The following is an 18,678-nucleotide window of genomic DNA, read 5'->3' on the forward strand; positions in this document are numbered from 1 at the left end:
AAAACTAGGGTATTTTTGCCGAATTCCAGGGGAAACGCTCAGGCCTGACGCTCGATAAGCCAACGAATCTCCCGCGTGTTGGCGAGATTGAACGGTAGCTCGATCTGCTGCGATGGCCGCATGCCGGACGCATCGGCCATGAACACGTCCTCGGTCACGAAAAGCTCCAACCCCGGTGCCGTCAACAGCCAAGTGGTTCCGTCCGCGGCCTCAAGATAAATTGACTCATCATCCCGCTGGTGCAGCTGGATATGGGGGTGGATGTGGAAACGCGAAACCGCCGAGACCGACTGGGTCTGCGCGTTTGCGGCATTGTGATCGGCCCTTAGCAGGTCACGACCCTTTATCTTGGTGCCAGCGGCATTCAGCTCCATCTCCCGTTCGTGATAACAGCCGAAGTTGTGAAGATATCCGTCATGCGCCGCCCACAGGACATCATTGCCGTTTGCACCCGTTTCGCGCCGGCTATCGACCTGGCTGACACCCGAAACCATGATCGGTCCGAGCAATCTGGACCGCGACAGTCTGCATGAAGATGTGTCGGCGAGCGTGACGGTGGAATGAGCAGCGGTCGACCGGCTAGCCCGTTGATATTCAGGCGCCGCGTTTCGCGGAAACCCGGAATTGACGATGAAGCGGTTTTTTCCGCATGACATTTCGAAAGAGAGGCAGCCCGAATGCGCGTTACGTGAAAGCTCGGCCGAGCCAGGATAGCCCGTATCCACGATAACCACCGTTTCGCCCGCGGCAAGGCGGTGATAATTCACATCCGGCAACACCTTTGAAGGCCGGCCCGCTGTCTCATCATAACGGAGCACCGAAACAAGCTCATTGGCGAGCGTGGCCGTCGCGCCGTTGAACAAGGCGAGATCGCCGCCCTGGTGCCGAAAAAACCGTATCGCCGGAAACATGCGGTCTATCGCAGGAACCAACCCGGACGGCAGGTCATGGCCGAGATTGATATAGCTTTGTCGAAGGGGCAAAAGGTCGAGCAGCAGATCCAGCATCACGCGCGGATTGCGGGACACATGCCCGCCATCGGGCAGGATCTGCCGCTCCATTTCCTGAGCCAGCTTCATTCCGTGCCGCGCGATCCGCGACATCCGGGTGGGCATGGCGATAGAAGCCATGGCAAGCGCGATCCTGATCCGCAGTCTCACCTCCCCATCCGGCGCGTGCCTGACGATTTTCTCGAGGTAACGCACGTGAAAGACCAGGCTTTTCAGAAACCGGCGATAAAACCCCGCATCTGCTTCGTACAGGACCACGGGCGAGTGGGAAAGCCAGGCGATCAATCTCTGCGCCGCGATTTCCGGAGCCCACGCAACCCCCGCAAGCTTTTTGCCATGGATGGCCATCCATTCGGCGACGATACGGCGGGCCTTCCTGCATGCCTCGCTCGATCTGTCGGAACGGATGTGGCGCAGCCAGCTAAACGCATGCAGCCGCTCTTCAAAAACAAGCGAAGGATATTCCACCTGAAAAGGCGAGTGGCCACCGGTTTCCATGACACGGCCGGCAAGCGCGATACGGCCGCGCAGCAACTCCTCGGCAAAATAGGGATCGATTGCCCGAAGATCCGTCGGTGCCGCAACCAGCCCCTCCGGCGCACGATTAGCAAAACGTGAAACATGCAGACGTAGCGGCGTGAGGCCGACACACAGATGGCGATACGCCATCCGCGAAAGAAGACCGGCGGCATTCATGCTGCCTGCAAAGGACCCTAACAAGCTGTGTTTCCCGTTTCACATGTTTTGTTTTTATCAGTGAACCGTGATGACCGGAACGTTATCGACAATTATCCAATGATTCGCGAAAGCTTGGCTTTTTTCTACTTCTTACGCAAGACACTGCTAAAAAACCCATCGACCCCCCCGAACATGTCGGGCGTGGTGCGAAAGTCACCCTCGGCGTTGATCGCCGCTTCCATTCCCGGCCAATCCTCACGGTGGACGGCGAGACGTTCTACATCGGGATTTTCCGCCAGGACTTCGGCAATCATCGCCTCACCTTCGGAAGGATCGAGCGAGCAATTGGAAAACACCACAATACCGCCTGGTGCAACCAGCGTCAGCGCGTGCCGCAACATCTGGCCCTGCAGGGCAGCCAGCTTGGCAATATCGGCCTCGTCCTTCGTCCAGCAAACATCGGGATGTTTGCGCAATGTCCCGGTTGAAGAGCAGGGTGCGTCGAGAAGAACAGCGTCAAAAAGCTGCTCCGGCTGATACTTCAACATATTGACCTCAACCGTTTCAGCCTGAAGGCCAAGCCGGTCGAGATTTTCCCTCAGGCGACGAAGACGATTGCCAGACTGATCCAGCGCCGTCACTTTCGCACCCGCAAGTGCAAGCTGGGCCGTCTTGCCGCCCGGAGCGGCGCAGAGATCGGCGACACGCTTGCCTGAGATATCTCCCATTAATCGCACGGGCATGCTGGCTGCAAGATCCTGCACCCACCAGGCACCTTCCGCAAAACCTTCAAGAGAAGGTATCTGGCCTTCAAATTCACCCAGGCGCACGCTGCCATTCGGCATGACGGTTCCGCCCAGCTTCTCAGCCCAGAGGGCAGGATCGGCCTTGACGGTAAGGTCGATGGAAGAAGGTGTGAGCTGCGCGTGAGAGATGCGTTGCGCCACCTCATGCCCATAGGCCGAAACCAGCCTTGCGTAGAACCAGTCCGGCAGGACCGACACACTGGCGACGGCCTTTTCGATTTCGGCCTTCTCACGACCCAGCCTTCGCAGAACCGCGTTGACCAGCTTTACGAAGCGCCTGTTGCGTGGATCACGATGCGCCTGCTCGACAGCGAGATCGACGGCCGAGTGATCAGGGACATCAAGGTAGAGCATCTGCGCCGCGCCAACGACGAGAATGTGGTGCAATGACCGCGCACCCTGTGGCAACGGGCCATCCAGCAGCATTGACAGCGCCGTTTCGATCCGAGGGAGGTGACGAAGCGCGCTATTGACGATGGCTCTCACCAGCGCTCTGTCCGCGGGCGACAGCGCGCGATAAACAGGATTGCCATTTTCGCTGTCCAGCATACCGTCCAGCGAGGTTTTCTTTTCCAGAACGGCGGCCAATATGCGGGCGGCAGCTATGCGCGCAGGAAGTCCGGGTTTGTCCTGGAAAGACGAAGGGCCGTCTTCACGGCCCCTGCCTTGCGCCAACCTCGGTTTTTTGGACCGTGACGGCCTATTTTGAATATCTGATGTCAAGACCAAGGTCCCTTGCGCTCATTTTCATTGCCCCGTCCCCAGCCTGTCTTGGGAACCGAACCCGATTTGCGCTGAGGTCTATCACCCGATGGCGGCGGCGTCGATCCTCGCGGGGAAAACTCCTGTGCCATCGCATGCAACGCCGCCACCCGGTTTTCCGTATTCGGGTGCGTGGAAAAGAGATTGTCCATACGTTCACCCGAGAGCGGGTTGATGATGAACATATGCGCTGTTGCCGGATTGCGCTCCGCGTCGTCATTGTGGATACGCTGCGCCATGCCGGAAATCTTTTGCAGCGCCGATGCAAGCCAGAGAGGATTGCCACAGATTTCAGCGCCACGCCGGTCGGCGGAATATTCGCGAGTTCGGCTGATCGCCATCTGGACCAGCATTGCGGCAAGCGGTGCGACGATCATCGCAACCAGGACGCCGATGAATCCGAGAGGGTTATTATTGTTTTCCCGATTGCCGCCAAAGAAGAACGCAAAATTGCCGAGCATGGAAATCGCACCCGCCAGCGTAGCGGTAATTGTCATTGTCAGCGTATCCCGGTTTTGCACATGCGCCAGTTCATGTGCCATCACACCTGCCACTTCCTCGGGCGTCAAACGCTCCAGCAGACCCGTTGAAGCAGCAACAGCGGCGTTTTGCGGGTTCCTTCCCGTCGCAAAGGCGTTTGGCTGCGGGCTGTCATAAATATAGACTTTCGGCATCGGCAGGCCGGCATTATGTGAGAGATCGCGGATCATGTGGAAGAACTCAGGCGCATTCGCCTCATCGATTTCCCGGGCATGATAGGCCGAGAGAACCATCTTATCTGAATTCCAGTAGGAAAAAAGATTCATGCCGGCAGCCATGACGAGAGCAATCATCATGCCGCCCTTGCCCCCGATCAGAAAACCGACGCCCATGAACAATGCCGTCATGAAGGCCAGAAGCATTGCCGTGCGCATCATGTTCATCCGCTGAAATCTCCCTGTCGTGGCCGGAATTCTCATCGCCGGATTATTCCGGGGTTTAAAAAATCCCTATGGGTATATAATCTGGGAAACGGCAAACATATTTCAATATCCCGTTATAGGGAGGGTTTCTCATGCAGGATGCGGATAACGACAACGGCGCGGAGCAGCGGAGGCGGCTATCGCCCGCGGCTGAGCGGGCCCTGAAAGAAGCAGAAGAACGGCGCAAACAACAGGCAGATCTACAGTTACCGCCGGAAACCGGTGGCCGCGGCGGCGCCGAACCGGTTCGTTTCGGCGACTACGAAATAAAGGGCCGCGCAATAGATTTTTAGGCGGTCGCCATAACGATAATACCCGCCAAAGGCGGGTATTTTTCAACTAAAACAAGTACTTATTGTTTATTTTCCAACAAGCGACACACTGCCTCAAGTTGCTCGAGCGTGCGGTAAGCGATACGGATTTGCCCGGATCCCCCCTTGTGGTTAATCTTTACGTCGAGACCGAGGGCATCAGAAAGACTGCGCTCCAGTGCGACTGTATCTGAATCTTTTTCCGCGGCAGGGCGCTTTTCCGTAGCTTCGCCCTGCGATTTGATGTCGTTCTGAGCCAACCTCTCGGCATCACGGACCGACAAGCCCTTGGAAACAATCATGCGTGCGAGATTCGCCGGATCGGAAGTGGAAACAAGCGCCCGCGCATGACCTGCGGAAAGCGACCCATCCGCGAGCATGTCGCGTACCGGGTCCGGAAGTTTCAATAGCCGAAGGCTGTTGGCGACGTGGCTTCGGCTCTTGCCGATAATCTCACCGAGATCGTTCTGAGTGTAACCGTGTTCCGCGATCAGCTGCTCATAACCCATCGCCTCTTCCAGCGGATTGAGGTCTGAGCGCTGGACGTTCTCAACGATGGCCAACTCGAGCGCCGTTCGATCATCCACATCACGAACGATAACAGGCACGTCGGTAAAACCAGCCAACTGCGCAGCGCGCCAGCGCCTTTCACCGGCAATAATCTCGTATCGATTCACCCCGACCGTCCGCACCACCACAGGCTGAACAATGCCATGCTGCCGAATGGACGCGGCCAAATCCTGCAACTCATTTTCATCGAAGTGACGACGTGGGTTCCGTTGGCTACGAGCAATGAACTCTATCGGAATGGTGCGATCAGCGCTGACAGTACGCTGGGGTTCACCCACGGGCACAGGCTGGTCCATTTCACCGATCAAGGCCGCGAGACCACGTCCCAGCCGGCGCTTGGAAAGATCATCACTCATAAGATATCACTCCGTAGATTGCGGCAGACGTCAGGCGGCTTTACGCAAACGCTCTCTCTGGATCACTTCCGATGCGAGTTGCAGATAGGCCTGACTACCAGCACATTTCAAATCATAAAGAATTGCCGGCTTACCATAAGATGGGGCCTCGGAAACGCGAACATTGCGCGGAATGAGCGTATGGTAAACCTTTTCTCCGAGATGCGTCCTGACATCCGAGACAACCTGTTGCGCCAGATTATTGCGCGCATCGAACATCGTCAGAACAATCCCTTGGATATCGAGCTGCGGATTGACCGACCCTCTTATCTGGCTGACCGTATCGAGCAACTGGCTAAGGCCTTCCAGCGCAAAAAACTCGCATTGCAATGGCACCAGCACGGAGTGCGCGGCCGTCATTGCGTTCATCGTCAGGAGGTTGAAGGACGGGGGGCAGTCGACAAGAATATAAGAATAGCCTCTAGCCTCTGTCGTCTCCATCGCTTCACGCAGAAGAAAGACTCGATTGGCAACGGTAGCAACCTGCATCTCGAAACCAAGCAGATCCATCGTCGACGGCACGATATCGAGATTTGGAACGGCGGTTGGGACAGCGACTTCCGCAATATTGTGATCACCGACCAGGAGATCATAAGAGGAGAGCTTCCGCTCTCGCCGGTCAATCCCCAGCCCGGTACTGGCGTTACCCTGCGGGTCCAGATCAACTATCAATACCCGCTCACCAATGGCTGCCAGCGCTGTGGCCAGATTGATAGCAGTCGTTGTTTTACCGACACCACCCTTCTGGTTTGCTACTGCGATAATCCGGTTTTTTTCCAAAGTCATGCCGCACCTGGCCAGCTTGTCAGCGCCTCAGAGCGAGGTTGCTGATTTCAAGAACAACAGAATCTGCCTCAATGGCACTCCGATGTTTTACCAGATCAAATTGCCAGCGACCATGTGCTTTCTGCACTTCGGATTCATAATCCCGGCCTTTATTGAAATATGCCTTGAGATCCGGATTTTTTGTGGCCCAGGGATGAATATAGTCGAAAAGCAAATCCAGCTCCGCCAGTGCGCGGGCCGACACAGAATCGCACGTCTCGAGAATGGCAGGTGCTTTCTCAATTCGCACGGGATGAACCGCTCCACGCGCACCGGTGTCCTTTAGCGCTATCCGGAGAAATGCGGCCTTCTTATTGTTACTTTCCACCAGATCGACCCAGCCGCCGCCAATTTCAGAGAGGAATATGGCAGTGACGACACCGGGAAAACCCCCACCGCTGCCCAGATCCACCCATCTTTGCGGATGAGGAGAGAGATTAAATATCTGGGCACTGTCGGCGATGTGGCGGCTCCAGAGTTCTGTAAGAGTGGAGGGAGCCACAAGATTGGTGGTGTTATTCCACTTCTTGAAGAGCTCGACAAAATGCTCGAGCTTCTCCTGTGTTTCACGTGAAACACTCTGGCCGTTTATCTTCATAATCCGACTCGCTATTGGTGCAGACGCAATTTTTCATTCTGCGTAGAAGAGTTTTTCCGCAGAAGCGCGAGAAGCAGCGATATCGCAGCCGGCGTCATACCGTCAACACGTGCGGCCTGGGCGATGTTTTCTGGACGGGCCTTTTCCAACTTTTGTTTCAACTCATTGGAAAGGCCGGACAGGCTTTGAAAATCGAAATCGTCAGGAATCTTTCGATCTTCGTCGCGTTTGATGTCCACGATGTCGGCGCTCTGGCGCTGCATATACACAGCGTAACCAGCCTCGATTTGCAGCACATCCGCAATTTTCTCGGGAAGCGTACCTAACTCGGGCCAGTGCTGTTTGAGGACATCAAGCGACATATCAGGATAGGCAAGCAATTCATAAACGGAGCGGCGTTGTCCGTCCTGATTGAGCTTTAATCCCTGCTTTGCTGCCTGCGAAGGGCTGATCGTGAGGGTCTTCAGCAAGTCACGACCCCGACCGAGTTCTTCTATAAAATTATCGAATCGCTTTTGACGGTGATAACCGATGATTCCCGCCCGCTGACCGACTGGCGTTAGCCGCAGATCGGCATTATCGACCCGTAACGACAGCCTATATTCCGCTCTTGACGTAAACATTCGGTAGGGTTCGCTGACACCCTTGGATGTCAGATCATCGATCATGACGCCGATGTAGGATTCCGTCCGGCTGAAATAATGCGGATCGCTGTTGCTTGCATAAAGAGAGGCATTGAGGCCGGCGACGAGCCCCTGAGCAGCTGCTTCTTCATAACCGGTTGTGCCGTTGATCTGCCCCGCAAGGAATAGTCCCGCAATCTTGCGACACTCGAGGGAGGGCTTGAGTTCTCGCGGGTCGACATAGTCGTACTCGATCGCGTAACCCGGCTGCAAGATCGCAACCCGCTCGAGACCCGGTATGGTGTGGATGAACTGTTCCTGAACAGACGCCGGAAGTGACGTTGAAATTCCGTTAGGGTAGATCGTATGATCGTCCAGTCCCTCGGGCTCCAGAAATATCTGATGACCATCACGCTCGCCAAATCGGGTAATCTTGTCTTCAATCGACGGACAATAACGCGGACCGACGCCTTCGATCTGACCCGAATACATTGCTGAAAGATGGATATTCTCTTGAATGACCCTGTGCCCGGCTGATGTGGTTCTGGTAACTCCACATTCGATTTGCGGATTCACGATATTGTCGGTCATGAAGGAGAAGGGCACAGGATCTTCGTCTGCGCCTTGTCGATCAACACCGCTCCAGTCGATTGTACGGCCGTCCAGACGGGCAGGCGTGCCGGTCTTAAGTCTCCCCATGCGAAGGCCAAGCCGCGATAGAGTGTTGGAAAGGCCGATTGACGGTTCCTCACCCACACGGCCGGCCGGTACCTTTTCGGAGCCGATATGAATAAGGCCACGCAAGAAGGTACCACTTGTCAGTACCACGGCACCGCAGAGAATCCGGCTACCATTCGCCATGACGACAGCAGCCACTCGCTCATTCGTCATCTCAATATCAAAAGCGTCGCCCTCAATAATGGTAAGATTCTCGATATTTGCAATTTCACCCTGCATCGCTTCACGGTAAAGACGGCGATCCGCCTGGGTGCGGGGACCGCGCACTGCCGGACCCTTTTTGCGATTGAGCATGCGAAACTGAATACCGGAAGCGTCAGCCACCCGCCCCATCAGACCATCCAGGGCGTCGATCTCGCGAACGAGATGGCCTTTTCCAAGCCCGCCAATTGCTGGATTGCAGGACATGACACCGATGGTGTCGCGTTTATGGGTCACGAGTGCGGTTTTTGCACCATGGCGAGCCGCAGCCGCGGCCGCTTCACTACCGGCATGTCCACCACCTATAATAACGACATCAAATGACTGGTGCATCTATCTGCGCTCTGTTCTGATCTAACCGCGCGTCCACGGCCCATGTTTCACGTGAATCATTTTCCTATGCAGAATTCTGAAAAGATGACGCCCAGCAAATCTTCAACATCGACGCGTCCTGTAATACGACCAAGCGATGTCGCTGCGAGCCGCAAATATTCCGACCTTATAGCAAGGTCCATGGCTTCAGAATCGAGCGCATCACTAACATAGTTAAGCGTCTCTTCAAGTCGTTTTTTATGGCGCGCCCGGGCGGGCATCAAAGTCTGGACCCCTTGCAATCGCGATTCAATCTCCCGCTTTATCAAGAACCGCAATTCATCGAGACCAATCCCTTCTTTCGCCGAGATCGACAGATCGAACTCAGCTCTAGGCGTCGACGACGACAACGCCGCCTTGGTCCTGACGCGCAGATGCGTCTTTGCAGACAGTGATGCGATGGTTTGTTTCGGAAACGAATCGTTATCCTGCAGCACCAGAATGAGATCCGCAGTCTCCGCTGTCAAAACAGCGCGCCGCACACCCTCCTGTTCCACCACATCATAGGTTTCCCTCAGGCCCGCCGTATCGAATACTCGTACCAGATAGCCCTCAAGGTTAATGTCCACGCTCAATACGTCCCTGGTCGTACCGGCAATGTCGGTGACGATGGCGATATCCCGGCCAGCTAACGAATTCAGCAGGGTGGATTTCCCGGCATTGGGTTCTCCGATGAGCGCCACCTTGAAACCATCCCGAATAATCTCGCCGTTTCCGCCGGCCTCTAGATGGGAGGCAATTTCCGCTCTCAGCTGTCTCATCGCCTCCCATACCTGTCCAGATACGGAATCTGGGACGTCCTCCTCGTCGGCGAAGTCGAGCTCCGCCTCGATCAACGCACGCGCACGGGTCAGCCGCTGAGCCCAGCCATCATAAAGAGCCGAGAGATTGCCTGTACTCTGTTCGACAGCCAAGCGACGCTGCATCTCTGTTTCAGCCTGGAGCAGGTCAGCCAAACCTTCGACTTCAAGCAGGTCCATCTTGCCATTCTCGAAGGCTCTGCGCGAAAACTCCCCGGCCTCCGCGGGACGTACATCCGGGAACCGCTCGAACTCAGCAAAAATCGAGGCAATTACTGCCCGGCTTCCATGGCATTGGATTTCAACGCAGTCCTCACCTGTGAAGGAATGTGGTGCAGGGAAAGACATTACGAGCGCCTGGTCGATGGTCTCATTGTTTCGTTTCCGAACCAAACTCAGCCTGGCTTTTCGTGGTGCCGGAAGCTCTCGTCCGGTCAATTCTGTCAGCATGGCGAAAGACATGGGTCCGCTGATCCTCACGACGGCCACCCCGGCCGGGAGGGCACCGCTCGAAAGTGCATATATCGTATCAGGGGAAGGCATGGCGCACCTCGATCAAAACAGTCAAGCCGCATTCGAATAAACGAATGCGGCTTTAACGATCTCAGATGAATCCGGCTAATTTCCGGTTCAGGTGTTCATCGATTCAAAGAAATCCGAATTGTTTTTAGTCTGCTTCAGCTTATCGATGAGGAACTCGATGGCGTCCATCGTTCCCATCGGCGCGAGAATACGGCGAAGAACAAAAATCTTCTGCAAATCCTGGCGCGGCACCAGAAGGTCTTCCTTACGGGTACCAGATTTCAGAATATCCAGCGCCGGGAAGATACGCTTGTCTGCTACCTTCCGGTCAAGCACGATTTCCGAGTTACCCGTACCCTTGAACTCTTCGAAGATGACCTCATCCATCCGGCTGCCGGTGTCGATCAGCGCCGTCGCAATGATCGTCAGCGAGCCGCCTTCTTCGATATTGCGGGCGGCGCCAAAGAAGCGCTTCGGCCGCTGCAGGGCGTTGGCGTCCACACCACCGGTCAGAACCTTGCCGGAAGAGGGAACGACGGTGTTATAGGCGCGACCAAGACGGGTTATGGAATCAAGCAGAATGACGACGTCGCGGCCATGTTCAACGAGGCGCTTCGCCTTTTCGATGACCATTTCAGCGACCTGTACGTGGCGTACCGCTGGTTCATCGAAGGTGGAGGATACAACCTCTCCCTTGACCGAACGCTGCATGTCGGTGACTTCTTCCGGACGCTCGTCGATCAAAAGAACGATGAGGTAACATTCCGGGTGATTTGCCGTGATCGAATGGGCAATGTTCTGCAGCAGAACCGTTTTACCGGTACGTGGCGGTGCAACGATCAAGCCACGCTGGCCCTTGCCGAGCGGTGCGACGAGATCGATAACCCGCGACGACAGATCCTTGGATGTCGGAACATCAAGCTCCATCTTGAACCGCTCGTTCGGATAGAGCGGCGTCAGATTATCGAAATGGACCTTGTGGCGGATCTTTTCGGGATCGTCGAAATTGATCGTGTTGACCTTCAGAAGGGCGAAGTAGCGCTCACCTTCCTTGGGACCGCGGATCGGTCCTTCAACCGTATCGCCGGTCTTCAGCGAAAACCGACGGATCTGCGAGGGAGAGATGTAAATATCGTCCGGACCCGGCAGATAGTTTGCGTTTGCGGATCGCAGGAACCCGAAACCGTCCTGCAGGACTTCAACGACGCCTTCGCCGATGATTTCGATGTCCTGGCTCGCGAGAACCTTGAGGATTGCGAACATGAGCTCCTGCTTGCGCATGGTGCTCGCATTTTCAACTTCCAGGGATTCGGCAAAAGTCAGCAAGTCGGTAGGCGATTTGCTCTTAAGTTCCTGAAGCTTCATTTCAGCCATGAAGAGAAGACCGTTTAATAATGTAATGTCGGGGGAGGGCGTGTTCGCGAATCAGATGCTGTGGGAAAGACCGCAGATGACTGAATAATTCACATGCCACGAAGATGAGTGGCACGAAAATAGCGATTGAACATCGCTGCTGCAAGAGGAAAGCACGAATTCCGCGAAATTTATCGTTACACCGCTCTAACCGAAGGGTTTCACAACCACAAGTATGACGATGAGGATCATCAGCAACGTTGGAACCTCATTCATCAACCGCCAGTGACGGGCAGGCCTGGTATTTTCATCTCGGGCGAAACGTTTCGCACTACGCGTGAAATAAACATGGGTCGCAGTCAGAAGCACGACCATAGCGATTTTTGCGTGCAGCCAGCCACCAGAAAAACCGTAGGCCGACCAGGCGAGATAAAGTCCGAGCACCCAGCTTATCATCATCGCCGGGTTCATGATGACCTTGATCAGCCGCTGCTCCATTACCTTGAAAGTTTCGGATTGCTGCGAACCTGCCGGCGCATCGGTATGATAGATGAAGAGCCTTGGCAGATAAAAGATCGCCGCCATCCATGAGATCACAGCAATAATGTGAAACGCCTTGATCCAGAGATAGAGATCGGCAGGATCCACGTAAAAGAACAGGGCGACGACTGCGATGAAAACGCCCAGCCCGACGCCAGCCCGCAGGGCGGCCCTGTTTCCTGATCGCGCAGAAGTCTGTTTTTCGTCATTCATGGCACGGTCCCACCCGCACGCACCCGCTCGACCAGCCGGGTGACATTGTCCGGATCAGCCTGCGGCGTGATTCCGTGACCGAGATTGAAGATCAACGGACCCTGCCCAAGGGCCTGCAGCACGGCGTCGATACCATCCTGCAGAGCCCTCCCGCCCGCCACCATCAGCATTGGGTCGAGATTGCCCTGCACGGGCCCTTCCTTCTGCAAATCCGTGGCGAAGCTGAGCGGCACGGACCAATCCAGCCCGATCGCGTCGGCACCGGTCTTACGACGATAGTCCTTGAGAAGATAACCCGCCCCCTTCGCGAAAGCGATTATTTTCGCGGAGGGACGCCGCGCGCGCACCGAAGCAATGATACGGGCAACCGGTTTTATCGCGTAATTCTCGAACTCCTTTTCGCCGAGCACGCCCGCCCAGGAATCGAAAATCTGCACGGCATCTGCCCCTGCATCGATCTGCGCCACAAGATAATCCGCAGAAACCTCAGCGAGAAAAGCCAAAAGCTTTTCCATCGCGGCGGGCTCCTGATAACCGAATAGCCGCGCCGGCGCCTGATCGGGCGTTCCGTGACCGGCAATCATATAGGTCGCGACCGTCCACGGTGCGCCACAAAAGCCAAGAAGCGTCGTTTCATCCGGCAATGAACTGCGTAGGCGCGACACCGTTTCGAAGACAGGCGAAAGATGCGCCATGACATCAGACGCATCGAGTTCTTCAATACCGCTGACATCGATCGGGTCCATGGCGGGGCCCCTGCCTTCGGTGAAGGACACATTGCGGTGAAGCGCGTCGGGTATCACCAGAATGTCGGAAAAAAGAATCGCTGCATCCAGCCCGAACCTGCGAATGGGCTGAAGCGTCACCTCGGTTGCCAACTCGGGATTATAACAGAGATCCAGGAAACTTCCGGCGCTCTTCCGCGTTTCCCGGTACTCCGGAAGATAGCGTCCAGCCTGACGCATCAGCCATATGGGCGGCGGCGTGACCGTCTTCCCGTTCAAAACAGTCATAACCTTGCGTTCGCTCATCACACCCAGCTTCTAAAAAAATAAAATCAAAGAGATTTAAAAGATTTTCTATTTCTTAGAGTCTGTGGGTAGCAAGGATTAAAATCATTCCAGTCGAAATGCCGCAGCCGCATCTTTTCAGCACGGTGGTCGGATAAATTTCGGCAGCGATCTTGAACAACCTGGAAAAATCGTAATTTATCTCGAATTTTCAATGGATTATGTTCTTATTGGAAAGTTCTTGACCTGTGGACAGGCTGTGAATCGGGTTGGACAAGTGTCAACTCTTCCAGCAATTCACAGGCTGCCCGGAGCATGGTGAAAGCCACTTGCGGATTGTGGAAAAACACCACTTTATTCACGGCGCGGTTCGACCCGCAGGCTCGTTCGGACATTTGTCCCGGGTTATCAACAGCGGGAGAAAAACAGCGTGGAGAACAAAAAAAGCTTCTTCCATCTGCACCTGATTTCGGACTCAACAGGCGAGACTCTCATGTCTGCCGGCCGCGCGGTCTCGGCACAGTTTCACGCATCCATGCCGGTGGAACACGTCTATCCGATGATCCGCAACCAGAAGCAGCTCGCGCAGGTCATTGACCTCATCGACAAGGAACCGGGCATTGTCCTCTACACCATCGTCGATCAGCAACTGGCAGAATTCCTGGATTTGCGCTGTCACGCGATCGGCGTGCCCTGTGTCAACGTGCTTGAACCCATTATCGGCATCTTTCAGACTTATCTAGGCGCGCCATCAAGACGGCGGGTCGGTGCGCAACACGCCCTCAATGCGGATTATTTCGCGCGGATCGAAGCGCTCAATTTTGCAATGGATCACGATGACGGTCAGATGCCGGAGACCTATGACGAGGCGGATGTCGTTATCATCGGCATCAGCCGCACGTCGAAAACTCCGACCAGCATCTATCTCGCCAACAGGGGTATAAAGACCGCAAACATTCCGGTTGTACCCAACGTGCCTTTGCCCGAAAGCCTCTATGCCGCCACCCGGCCTCTGATCGTCGGTCTCGTGGCGACGTCGGATCGCATATCGCAGGTTCGCGAGAACCGCGAACTGGGCGCAACCGGCGGATTTGACAGCCGCCGTTACACGGATCGCACCACGATCATGGAAGAGCTGAAATATGCGCGTGCGCTCTGCGCCCGCAACAATTGGCCTCTGATTGACGTCACACGCCGTTCCATTGAGGAAACGGCTGCTGCCATCCTTGCCCTTCGCCCGAGGACGCGATAATCCGGATCGCACCATCAGGAGCAGACAGTCGATGAAACAAGAGTTGATCCTCGCCTCGTCCAGCGCATCCCGCCAGATGCTGATGCGCAATGCGGGGCTGACATTTTCGGCGATACCAGCGGATATTGATGAGCGCGCGCTCGATGAGCGGCTGGAACGTACGGGCGCCAGCCCGGAGGAAGTTGCACAACAACTCGCGACTGCCAAGGCTCTCGCCGTCGGTTCGCTTCATCCGGACGCACTGGTTCTGGGCTGCGATCAGACCATGGCACTCGGTGCGCGGGTCTATCACAAGCCGAAGACCATGTCCGAGGCCGAAGCACATCTGCTGTCATTGTCCGGTAAGGTTCACCGCTTGAACAGCGCGGCTGTCCTCGTTCGCGGCGGGGAGGTGATATGGAAGGTGGTTTCCAGTGCTGAACTTGCCGTGCGAACATTGAGCCCCGAATTTGTCTCCCGTCACCTCCAGAGAGTGGGTGAAAAAGCTCTAAGCAGCGTGGGCGCCTATCAGCTCGAGGGAGAGGGAATCCAGCTATTCACTTCGATTGAAGGCGATTATTTCACGATCCTCGGCCTGCCGCTTCTGCCGCTTTTATCGAAACTGCGCGACCTGGGTGTCATCGATGGCTGATTCACGTGAAACATTAACCATAAACGCTTTCGTTGTTGGTTACCCGATCAAGCATTCCCGGTCGCCGATCATTCATTCATACTGGCTCAAGAAATTCGGTATCACCGGTAACTATGAGGCAGTCGAGGTCGCATCGGACGATTTTGCGAATTTCATTGCAACCGTGAAGGAAGGTAAGCCCGGTACGGCCGTGGGCGGCAACGTCACCATCCCTCACAAGGAGGCCGCTTACCGGTTGGCGGATCGTCCTGATGCTCTGGCGGAAGAACTGGGTGCCGCCAACACCATCTGGATGGAGGAGGGTAAACTCCATGCCACCAATACCGATGGTTACGGGTTCGTGTCTAACCTGGATGAGCGGCATCCCGGTTGGGACAAAACGGACCGGGCGGTCGTTTTTGGTGCCGGCGGCGCAAGCCGTGCCGTCATTCAGTCGCTGCGCGACCGGGGCATCGCGGAAATCCACGTCCTGAACAGGACCCTCGAACGTGCTCGCGAACTGGCTGATCGTTTTGGCCCACGCGTCTTTTCCCATCCCCAGGCAGCGCTGCAGGAGGTCATGCAGGGCGCCGGGCTGTTCGTGAATACGACATCGCTCGGTATGGATGGCGCTGAGGCGCCGCATCTCGATTTTTCGCAGCTCGCTGCCAAGGCGGTGGTGACCGATATCGTCTACGTGCCATTACGAACACCGATCCTTCAAATGGCGGAAGAGCAGGGTATCACGACCGTCGATGGTCTCGGCATGTTGCTTCATCAGGCAAAACCAGGGTTCAGGCGATGGTTCGGCAAAATGCCGGAGGTGGATGAGACCCTGCGTTCTCTGATCATCGCGGACATGGAGAAACATTGATGATTGTGATCGGTCTCACCGGCTCGATTGGAATGGGAAAAACGACAACCGCGAAATTGTTTGCCGAAGAAGGCGTTCCGGTTCTGGACTCGGACGAGGTCGTTCATGGTCTTTATCGGGCGGAGGCCGTAGCTCAGATCGAGGCAGCTTTTCCGGGCACCACCGTTTCCGGTGTCGTAGACCGGGAAAAACTCGGTGACATCTTGAGAAAGAATCCGGCTAATTTCAGAAGGCTTGAAGAAATCGTCCATCCACTGGTTCGGAAAAAACAGGAAACCTTTCTGTCGAAAGCAAGGAAAAACAGCCGGAAATTTGCGCTTCTGGATATTCCGCTGCTGTTCGAAACGGGTGCGGAAAAACGTGTCGATAAAGTCGTTGTGGTGAGTTGTGCACCAGAGATCCAGCGCGAAAGAGTCCTGTCACGACCAGGAATGACCGAAGAAAAATTCGAAATGATCCTTGCCCGGCAGATGCCCGATGCGGAGAAGCGTAGACGTGCCGATTTTATCATCGATTCCGGAAATGGTGTCGAAGCGGCCCGGGATCAGGTAAGAGACATTTTGCAGAAGCTGACCGCTGAGTCGCGCCGTGGAGAGATGCATGCGTGAGATCATTTTCGATACGGAAACCACAGGTCTGGAGTCGAAGCTGGACCGGATCATCGAAATCGGCGGCGTGGAACTGATCAACCACTTCCCGACTGGCCGCACCCTGCATCTTTATATCAATCCCGAAGATCGCAAGGTTCATCCCGATGCGCTTGCCGTTCACGGCATTACCGACGAGTTCCTGCAGGATAAGCCCAAATTCGCTGAAGTTGTCGACCAGATTCGGGATTTCTTCGAAGGTGCGCGCTGGGTGGCGCACAATGCAACATTCGATATGGGGTTCATCAACGCGGAATTCGCCCGTCTCGGGATCGAACCGGTCGCCGCTGATCTGGTGACGGATACGCTGTCGCTTGCCCGCCGCAAGCACCCGATGGGACCGAATTCGCTGGACGCGCTTTGCCGCCGTTATGGAATAGACAATTCCCATCGCACCAAGCATGGCGCGCTTCTTGACTCCGAGCTTCTGGCCGAAGTCTATATCGAAATGATCGGCGGCCGCCAGACCGCGCTCGGCTTCGGCTCTGCCGCCAGGCAGGAAACCATTGTCATTGAGGAAGACATTCCGCTGGAGCCCCTGCGACGGCCCCGCCCCCTGCCGTCGCGGCTGGATGCGGAGACGGTCGCCGCCCACGGCAAACTCGTTCTCGGCATGGGGGACAAGGCGATCTGGAACCGGTACCAGAACTGAAGCCTGCTCAGATACTTAAATCGCAAATCTGCGTAAAGAAAAACCCGGGCCAAGAACCCGGGTTTTGTTTGTCTGTAATGGAAGATGGCCGCTGCTTAGTTCGGGACAGCCTGAACCTGAGCTTTTGCCTGTTCCTCGGCAACGCGCTGCGCAAACATCTGCGCAAAATCGATCGGATCGATCATGAGCGGCGGGAAACCGCCGTTGCGGGTAACGTCGGCAATGATCTGGCGGGCGAAGGGGAAGAGCAGGCGCGGGCACTCGATGAACAGCACCGGCAGCATGTGTTCCTGCGGGAAGCCGGCGATGCGGAAGACACCGCCATAGACCAGCTCGGCCGCAAACAGAACCTTATCGCCATCCTTGGCTTCGGCATTCAGTGTCAGCACGACATCAAAATCCGAACCGGAAATCGGATTTGCATTGACGTTGACATTGATGTTGATCGACGGCGCATTCTCACGGGCCTGCAGCGAACGAGGAGCACCCGGATTTTCAAAGGAAAGGTCCTTGATGTACTGGGCAAGAATGTTGAGAGAAGGGCTAACTGCGCCCTGTGCGCCATTTTCAGCGGTCATTACGGTTCCTCGCGGCGTGAATTCGTGGAAGGCGGTCTATCATTTCGACTCCGGGCTTACAACCCTTCGTGATCGGGTCGTCGCCATGCAATTGACGCGGCGTCAGGGCTTGGGCAGGTCGCGATCATCGGGCCTGTTCGACCAGGGAGAGTCTTTCGGCCCGTCGCGGTGAAACTCCTCTTCATCCAGATCCACCACCTTCGAATTGCCATGAGATCCCGGGCCATTGCTGAAACCGGAATAATCGCCCGGCCGGGCGCCGGGCTGTCTGAATGAACCAGCCACGACGACGCGCGGTCCGAAGGCTTTCCAGAAGAACCGGCGAATGGCCGGCGACAGAAGCAGGAGGCCAAGAATGTCGGTGATGAAACCCGGAATGAACAACAGGATGCCCGCCACGACGCGCATCGCGCCATTGACGAGTTCGTCCGCAGGCTGTGCGCCCGTGCGGCCCGCATCCTGAAGATTTCTCACCATGCCGAGACCGCCCAGGCGCAATATGAGCAATCCCAGGAAAGACGTGAACAGGACGAGAGCCAGTGTCAGCCACAGGCCTATTGCCTTGCCGACAATAATGAAACCGGCAATTTCAAGGATGGGCATCATCAGGACGATGATTGGGAGAAAGGAAAAACGCATCTTCTAGCCTTGCGTGTGCATCTCTGGCAGATTGCCGGTTCCCGGGACACCGATGATTGAATCTGCATATTTGAATGATGGTAAGATGCAGACTATATGATGGTGTGGTTTTCGAATTTAAATGGCGGTTTTGGTAA

The 18,678-nt window shown here is 55.7% G+C and carries 19 protein-coding genes; 6 read left to right on the forward strand and 13 right to left on the reverse strand.

Annotated features, from left to right (window positions below; translation table 11 throughout):
- Positions 1–38: 38 nt before the first annotated feature.
- The 3 genes from WA845_RS22620 to htpX all read right to left on the reverse strand — a co-directional run bounded on the left by WA845_RS22620 (position 39) and on the right by htpX (position 4,179).
- On the reverse strand, positions 39–1,706 hold the full coding sequence (locus WA845_RS22620; protein ID WP_034500007.1) for a heparinase II/III family protein: 1,668 nt from the start codon (positions 1,704–1,706) through the stop codon (positions 39–41).
- A 125-nt stretch (positions 1,707–1,831) separates the two neighbouring features.
- Positions 1,832–3,217, reverse strand: coding sequence for a transcription antitermination factor NusB (locus WA845_RS22625; RefSeq protein ID WP_112553046.1), 1,386 nt, complete (start codon positions 3,215–3,217; stop codon positions 1,832–1,834).
- Positions 3,214–4,179 carry a zinc metalloprotease HtpX gene (gene htpX, locus WA845_RS22630; protein WP_004444222.1) on the reverse strand — a complete coding sequence of 322 codons (966 nt, stop codon included), beginning with the start codon at positions 4,177–4,179 and terminating at the stop codon, positions 3,214–3,216. Before htpX ends, WA845_RS22625 begins: the two co-directional genes overlap by 4 nt.
- A 131-nt stretch (positions 4,180–4,310) precedes the next feature.
- On the opposite strand from htpX, the gene WA845_RS22635 reads away from it, so the two are divergent.
- Entirely contained in the window at positions 4,311–4,511 is a 201-nt protein-coding gene (locus WA845_RS22635) for a DUF1674 domain-containing protein (RefSeq protein ID WP_004444223.1), read from the forward strand.
- Between the two features lie 59 nt (positions 4,512–4,570).
- Here the strand turns inward: WA845_RS22635 and WA845_RS22640 are convergent, their stop codons facing one another.
- From WA845_RS22640 to hemE, 8 genes are all read right to left on the reverse strand, one after another.
- The gene (locus WA845_RS22640) at positions 4,571–5,455 is read right to left on the reverse strand and encodes a ParB/RepB/Spo0J family partition protein (RefSeq protein ID WP_004444225.1); all 885 of its coding nucleotides are present in this window, start codon (positions 5,453–5,455) and stop codon (positions 4,571–4,573) included.
- A gap of 30 nt (positions 5,456–5,485) precedes the next feature.
- Positions 5,486–6,280, reverse strand: coding sequence for a ParA family protein (locus WA845_RS22645; protein ID WP_006700257.1), 795 nt, complete (start codon positions 6,278–6,280; stop codon positions 5,486–5,488).
- A 19-nt stretch (positions 6,281–6,299) separates the two neighbouring features.
- Positions 6,300–6,917, reverse strand: coding sequence for a 16S rRNA (guanine(527)-N(7))-methyltransferase RsmG (gene rsmG, locus WA845_RS22650; protein WP_112553044.1), 618 nt, complete (start codon positions 6,915–6,917; stop codon positions 6,300–6,302).
- An 11-nt stretch (positions 6,918–6,928) separates the two neighbouring features.
- A complete protein-coding gene (mnmG, locus tag WA845_RS22655; RefSeq protein WP_112553042.1) occupies positions 6,929–8,812 on the reverse strand; it encodes a tRNA uridine-5-carboxymethylaminomethyl(34) synthesis enzyme MnmG in 1,884 nt (627 codons plus the stop codon).
- Positions 8,813–8,868: 56 nt separating this feature from the next.
- Positions 8,869–10,194: a tRNA uridine-5-carboxymethylaminomethyl(34) synthesis GTPase MnmE gene (mnmE, locus tag WA845_RS22660; protein WP_112553040.1), complete on the reverse strand. Its 1,326-nt coding sequence runs from the start codon at positions 10,192–10,194 to the stop codon at positions 8,869–8,871.
- A gap of 87 nt (positions 10,195–10,281) precedes the next feature.
- Positions 10,282–11,547: a transcription termination factor Rho gene (gene rho, locus WA845_RS22665; RefSeq protein ID WP_004444236.1), complete on the reverse strand. Its 1,266-nt coding sequence runs from the start codon at positions 11,545–11,547 to the stop codon at positions 10,282–10,284.
- A 186-nt stretch (positions 11,548–11,733) separates the two neighbouring features.
- Positions 11,734–12,279: a protoporphyrinogen oxidase HemJ gene (gene hemJ, locus WA845_RS22670; protein WP_035208036.1), complete on the reverse strand. Its 546-nt coding sequence runs from the start codon at positions 12,277–12,279 to the stop codon at positions 11,734–11,736.
- Positions 12,276–13,310 carry a uroporphyrinogen decarboxylase gene (gene hemE / locus WA845_RS22675; RefSeq protein WP_004444239.1) on the reverse strand — a complete coding sequence of 345 codons (1,035 nt, stop codon included), beginning with the start codon at positions 13,308–13,310 and terminating at the stop codon, positions 12,276–12,278. The genes hemJ and hemE overlap by 4 nt, the downstream gene beginning before the upstream one ends.
- A gap of 409 nt (positions 13,311–13,719) precedes the next feature.
- Here hemE and WA845_RS22680 point away from each other — a divergent pair, with 409 nt between their 5' ends.
- The 5 genes from WA845_RS22680 to dnaQ are packed head-to-tail and all read left to right on the forward strand — an operon-like array spanning position 13,720 to position 17,324.
- Positions 13,720–14,541 (forward strand): pyruvate, water dikinase regulatory protein, encoded by an 822-nt coding sequence (locus tag WA845_RS22680; protein ID WP_004444241.1) that lies wholly within the window; start codon positions 13,720–13,722, stop codon positions 14,539–14,541.
- A 31-nt stretch (positions 14,542–14,572) separates the two neighbouring features.
- On the forward strand, positions 14,573–15,172 hold the full coding sequence (locus WA845_RS22685; RefSeq protein ID WP_004444244.1) for a Maf-like protein: 600 nt from the start codon (positions 14,573–14,575) through the stop codon (positions 15,170–15,172).
- Positions 15,165–16,025, forward strand: a complete 861-nt coding sequence (locus WA845_RS22690; protein WP_037090048.1) for a shikimate dehydrogenase — start codon at positions 15,165–15,167, stop codon at positions 16,023–16,025. Before WA845_RS22685 ends, WA845_RS22690 begins: the two co-directional genes overlap by 8 nt.
- Complete coding sequence (gene coaE / locus WA845_RS22695; RefSeq protein ID WP_037090046.1) at positions 16,025–16,633, forward strand: dephospho-CoA kinase; 609 nt, start codon at positions 16,025–16,027, stop codon at positions 16,631–16,633. Before WA845_RS22690 ends, coaE begins: the two co-directional genes overlap by 1 nt.
- Positions 16,626–17,324, forward strand: a complete 699-nt coding sequence (dnaQ, locus tag WA845_RS22700; protein ID WP_004444252.1) for a DNA polymerase III subunit epsilon — start codon at positions 16,626–16,628, stop codon at positions 17,322–17,324. The genes coaE and dnaQ overlap by 8 nt, the downstream gene beginning before the upstream one ends.
- A gap of 95 nt (positions 17,325–17,419) precedes the next feature.
- Here dnaQ and secB read toward each other — a convergent pair whose 3' ends face one another.
- Entirely contained in the window at positions 17,420–17,902 is a 483-nt protein-coding gene (gene secB, locus WA845_RS22705) for a protein-export chaperone SecB (RefSeq protein ID WP_004444254.1), read from the reverse strand.
- A 102-nt stretch (positions 17,903–18,004) separates the two neighbouring features.
- On the reverse strand, positions 18,005–18,541 hold the full coding sequence (locus WA845_RS22710) for an FxsA family protein (protein WP_022555304.1): 537 nt from the start codon (positions 18,539–18,541) through the stop codon (positions 18,005–18,007).
- Positions 18,542–18,678: the final 137 nt, after the last annotated feature.

Source organism: Agrobacterium sp. CMT1 (genome assembly GCF_037203725.1).
GTDB lineage: Bacteria > Pseudomonadota > Alphaproteobacteria > Rhizobiales > Rhizobiaceae > Agrobacterium > Agrobacterium pusense.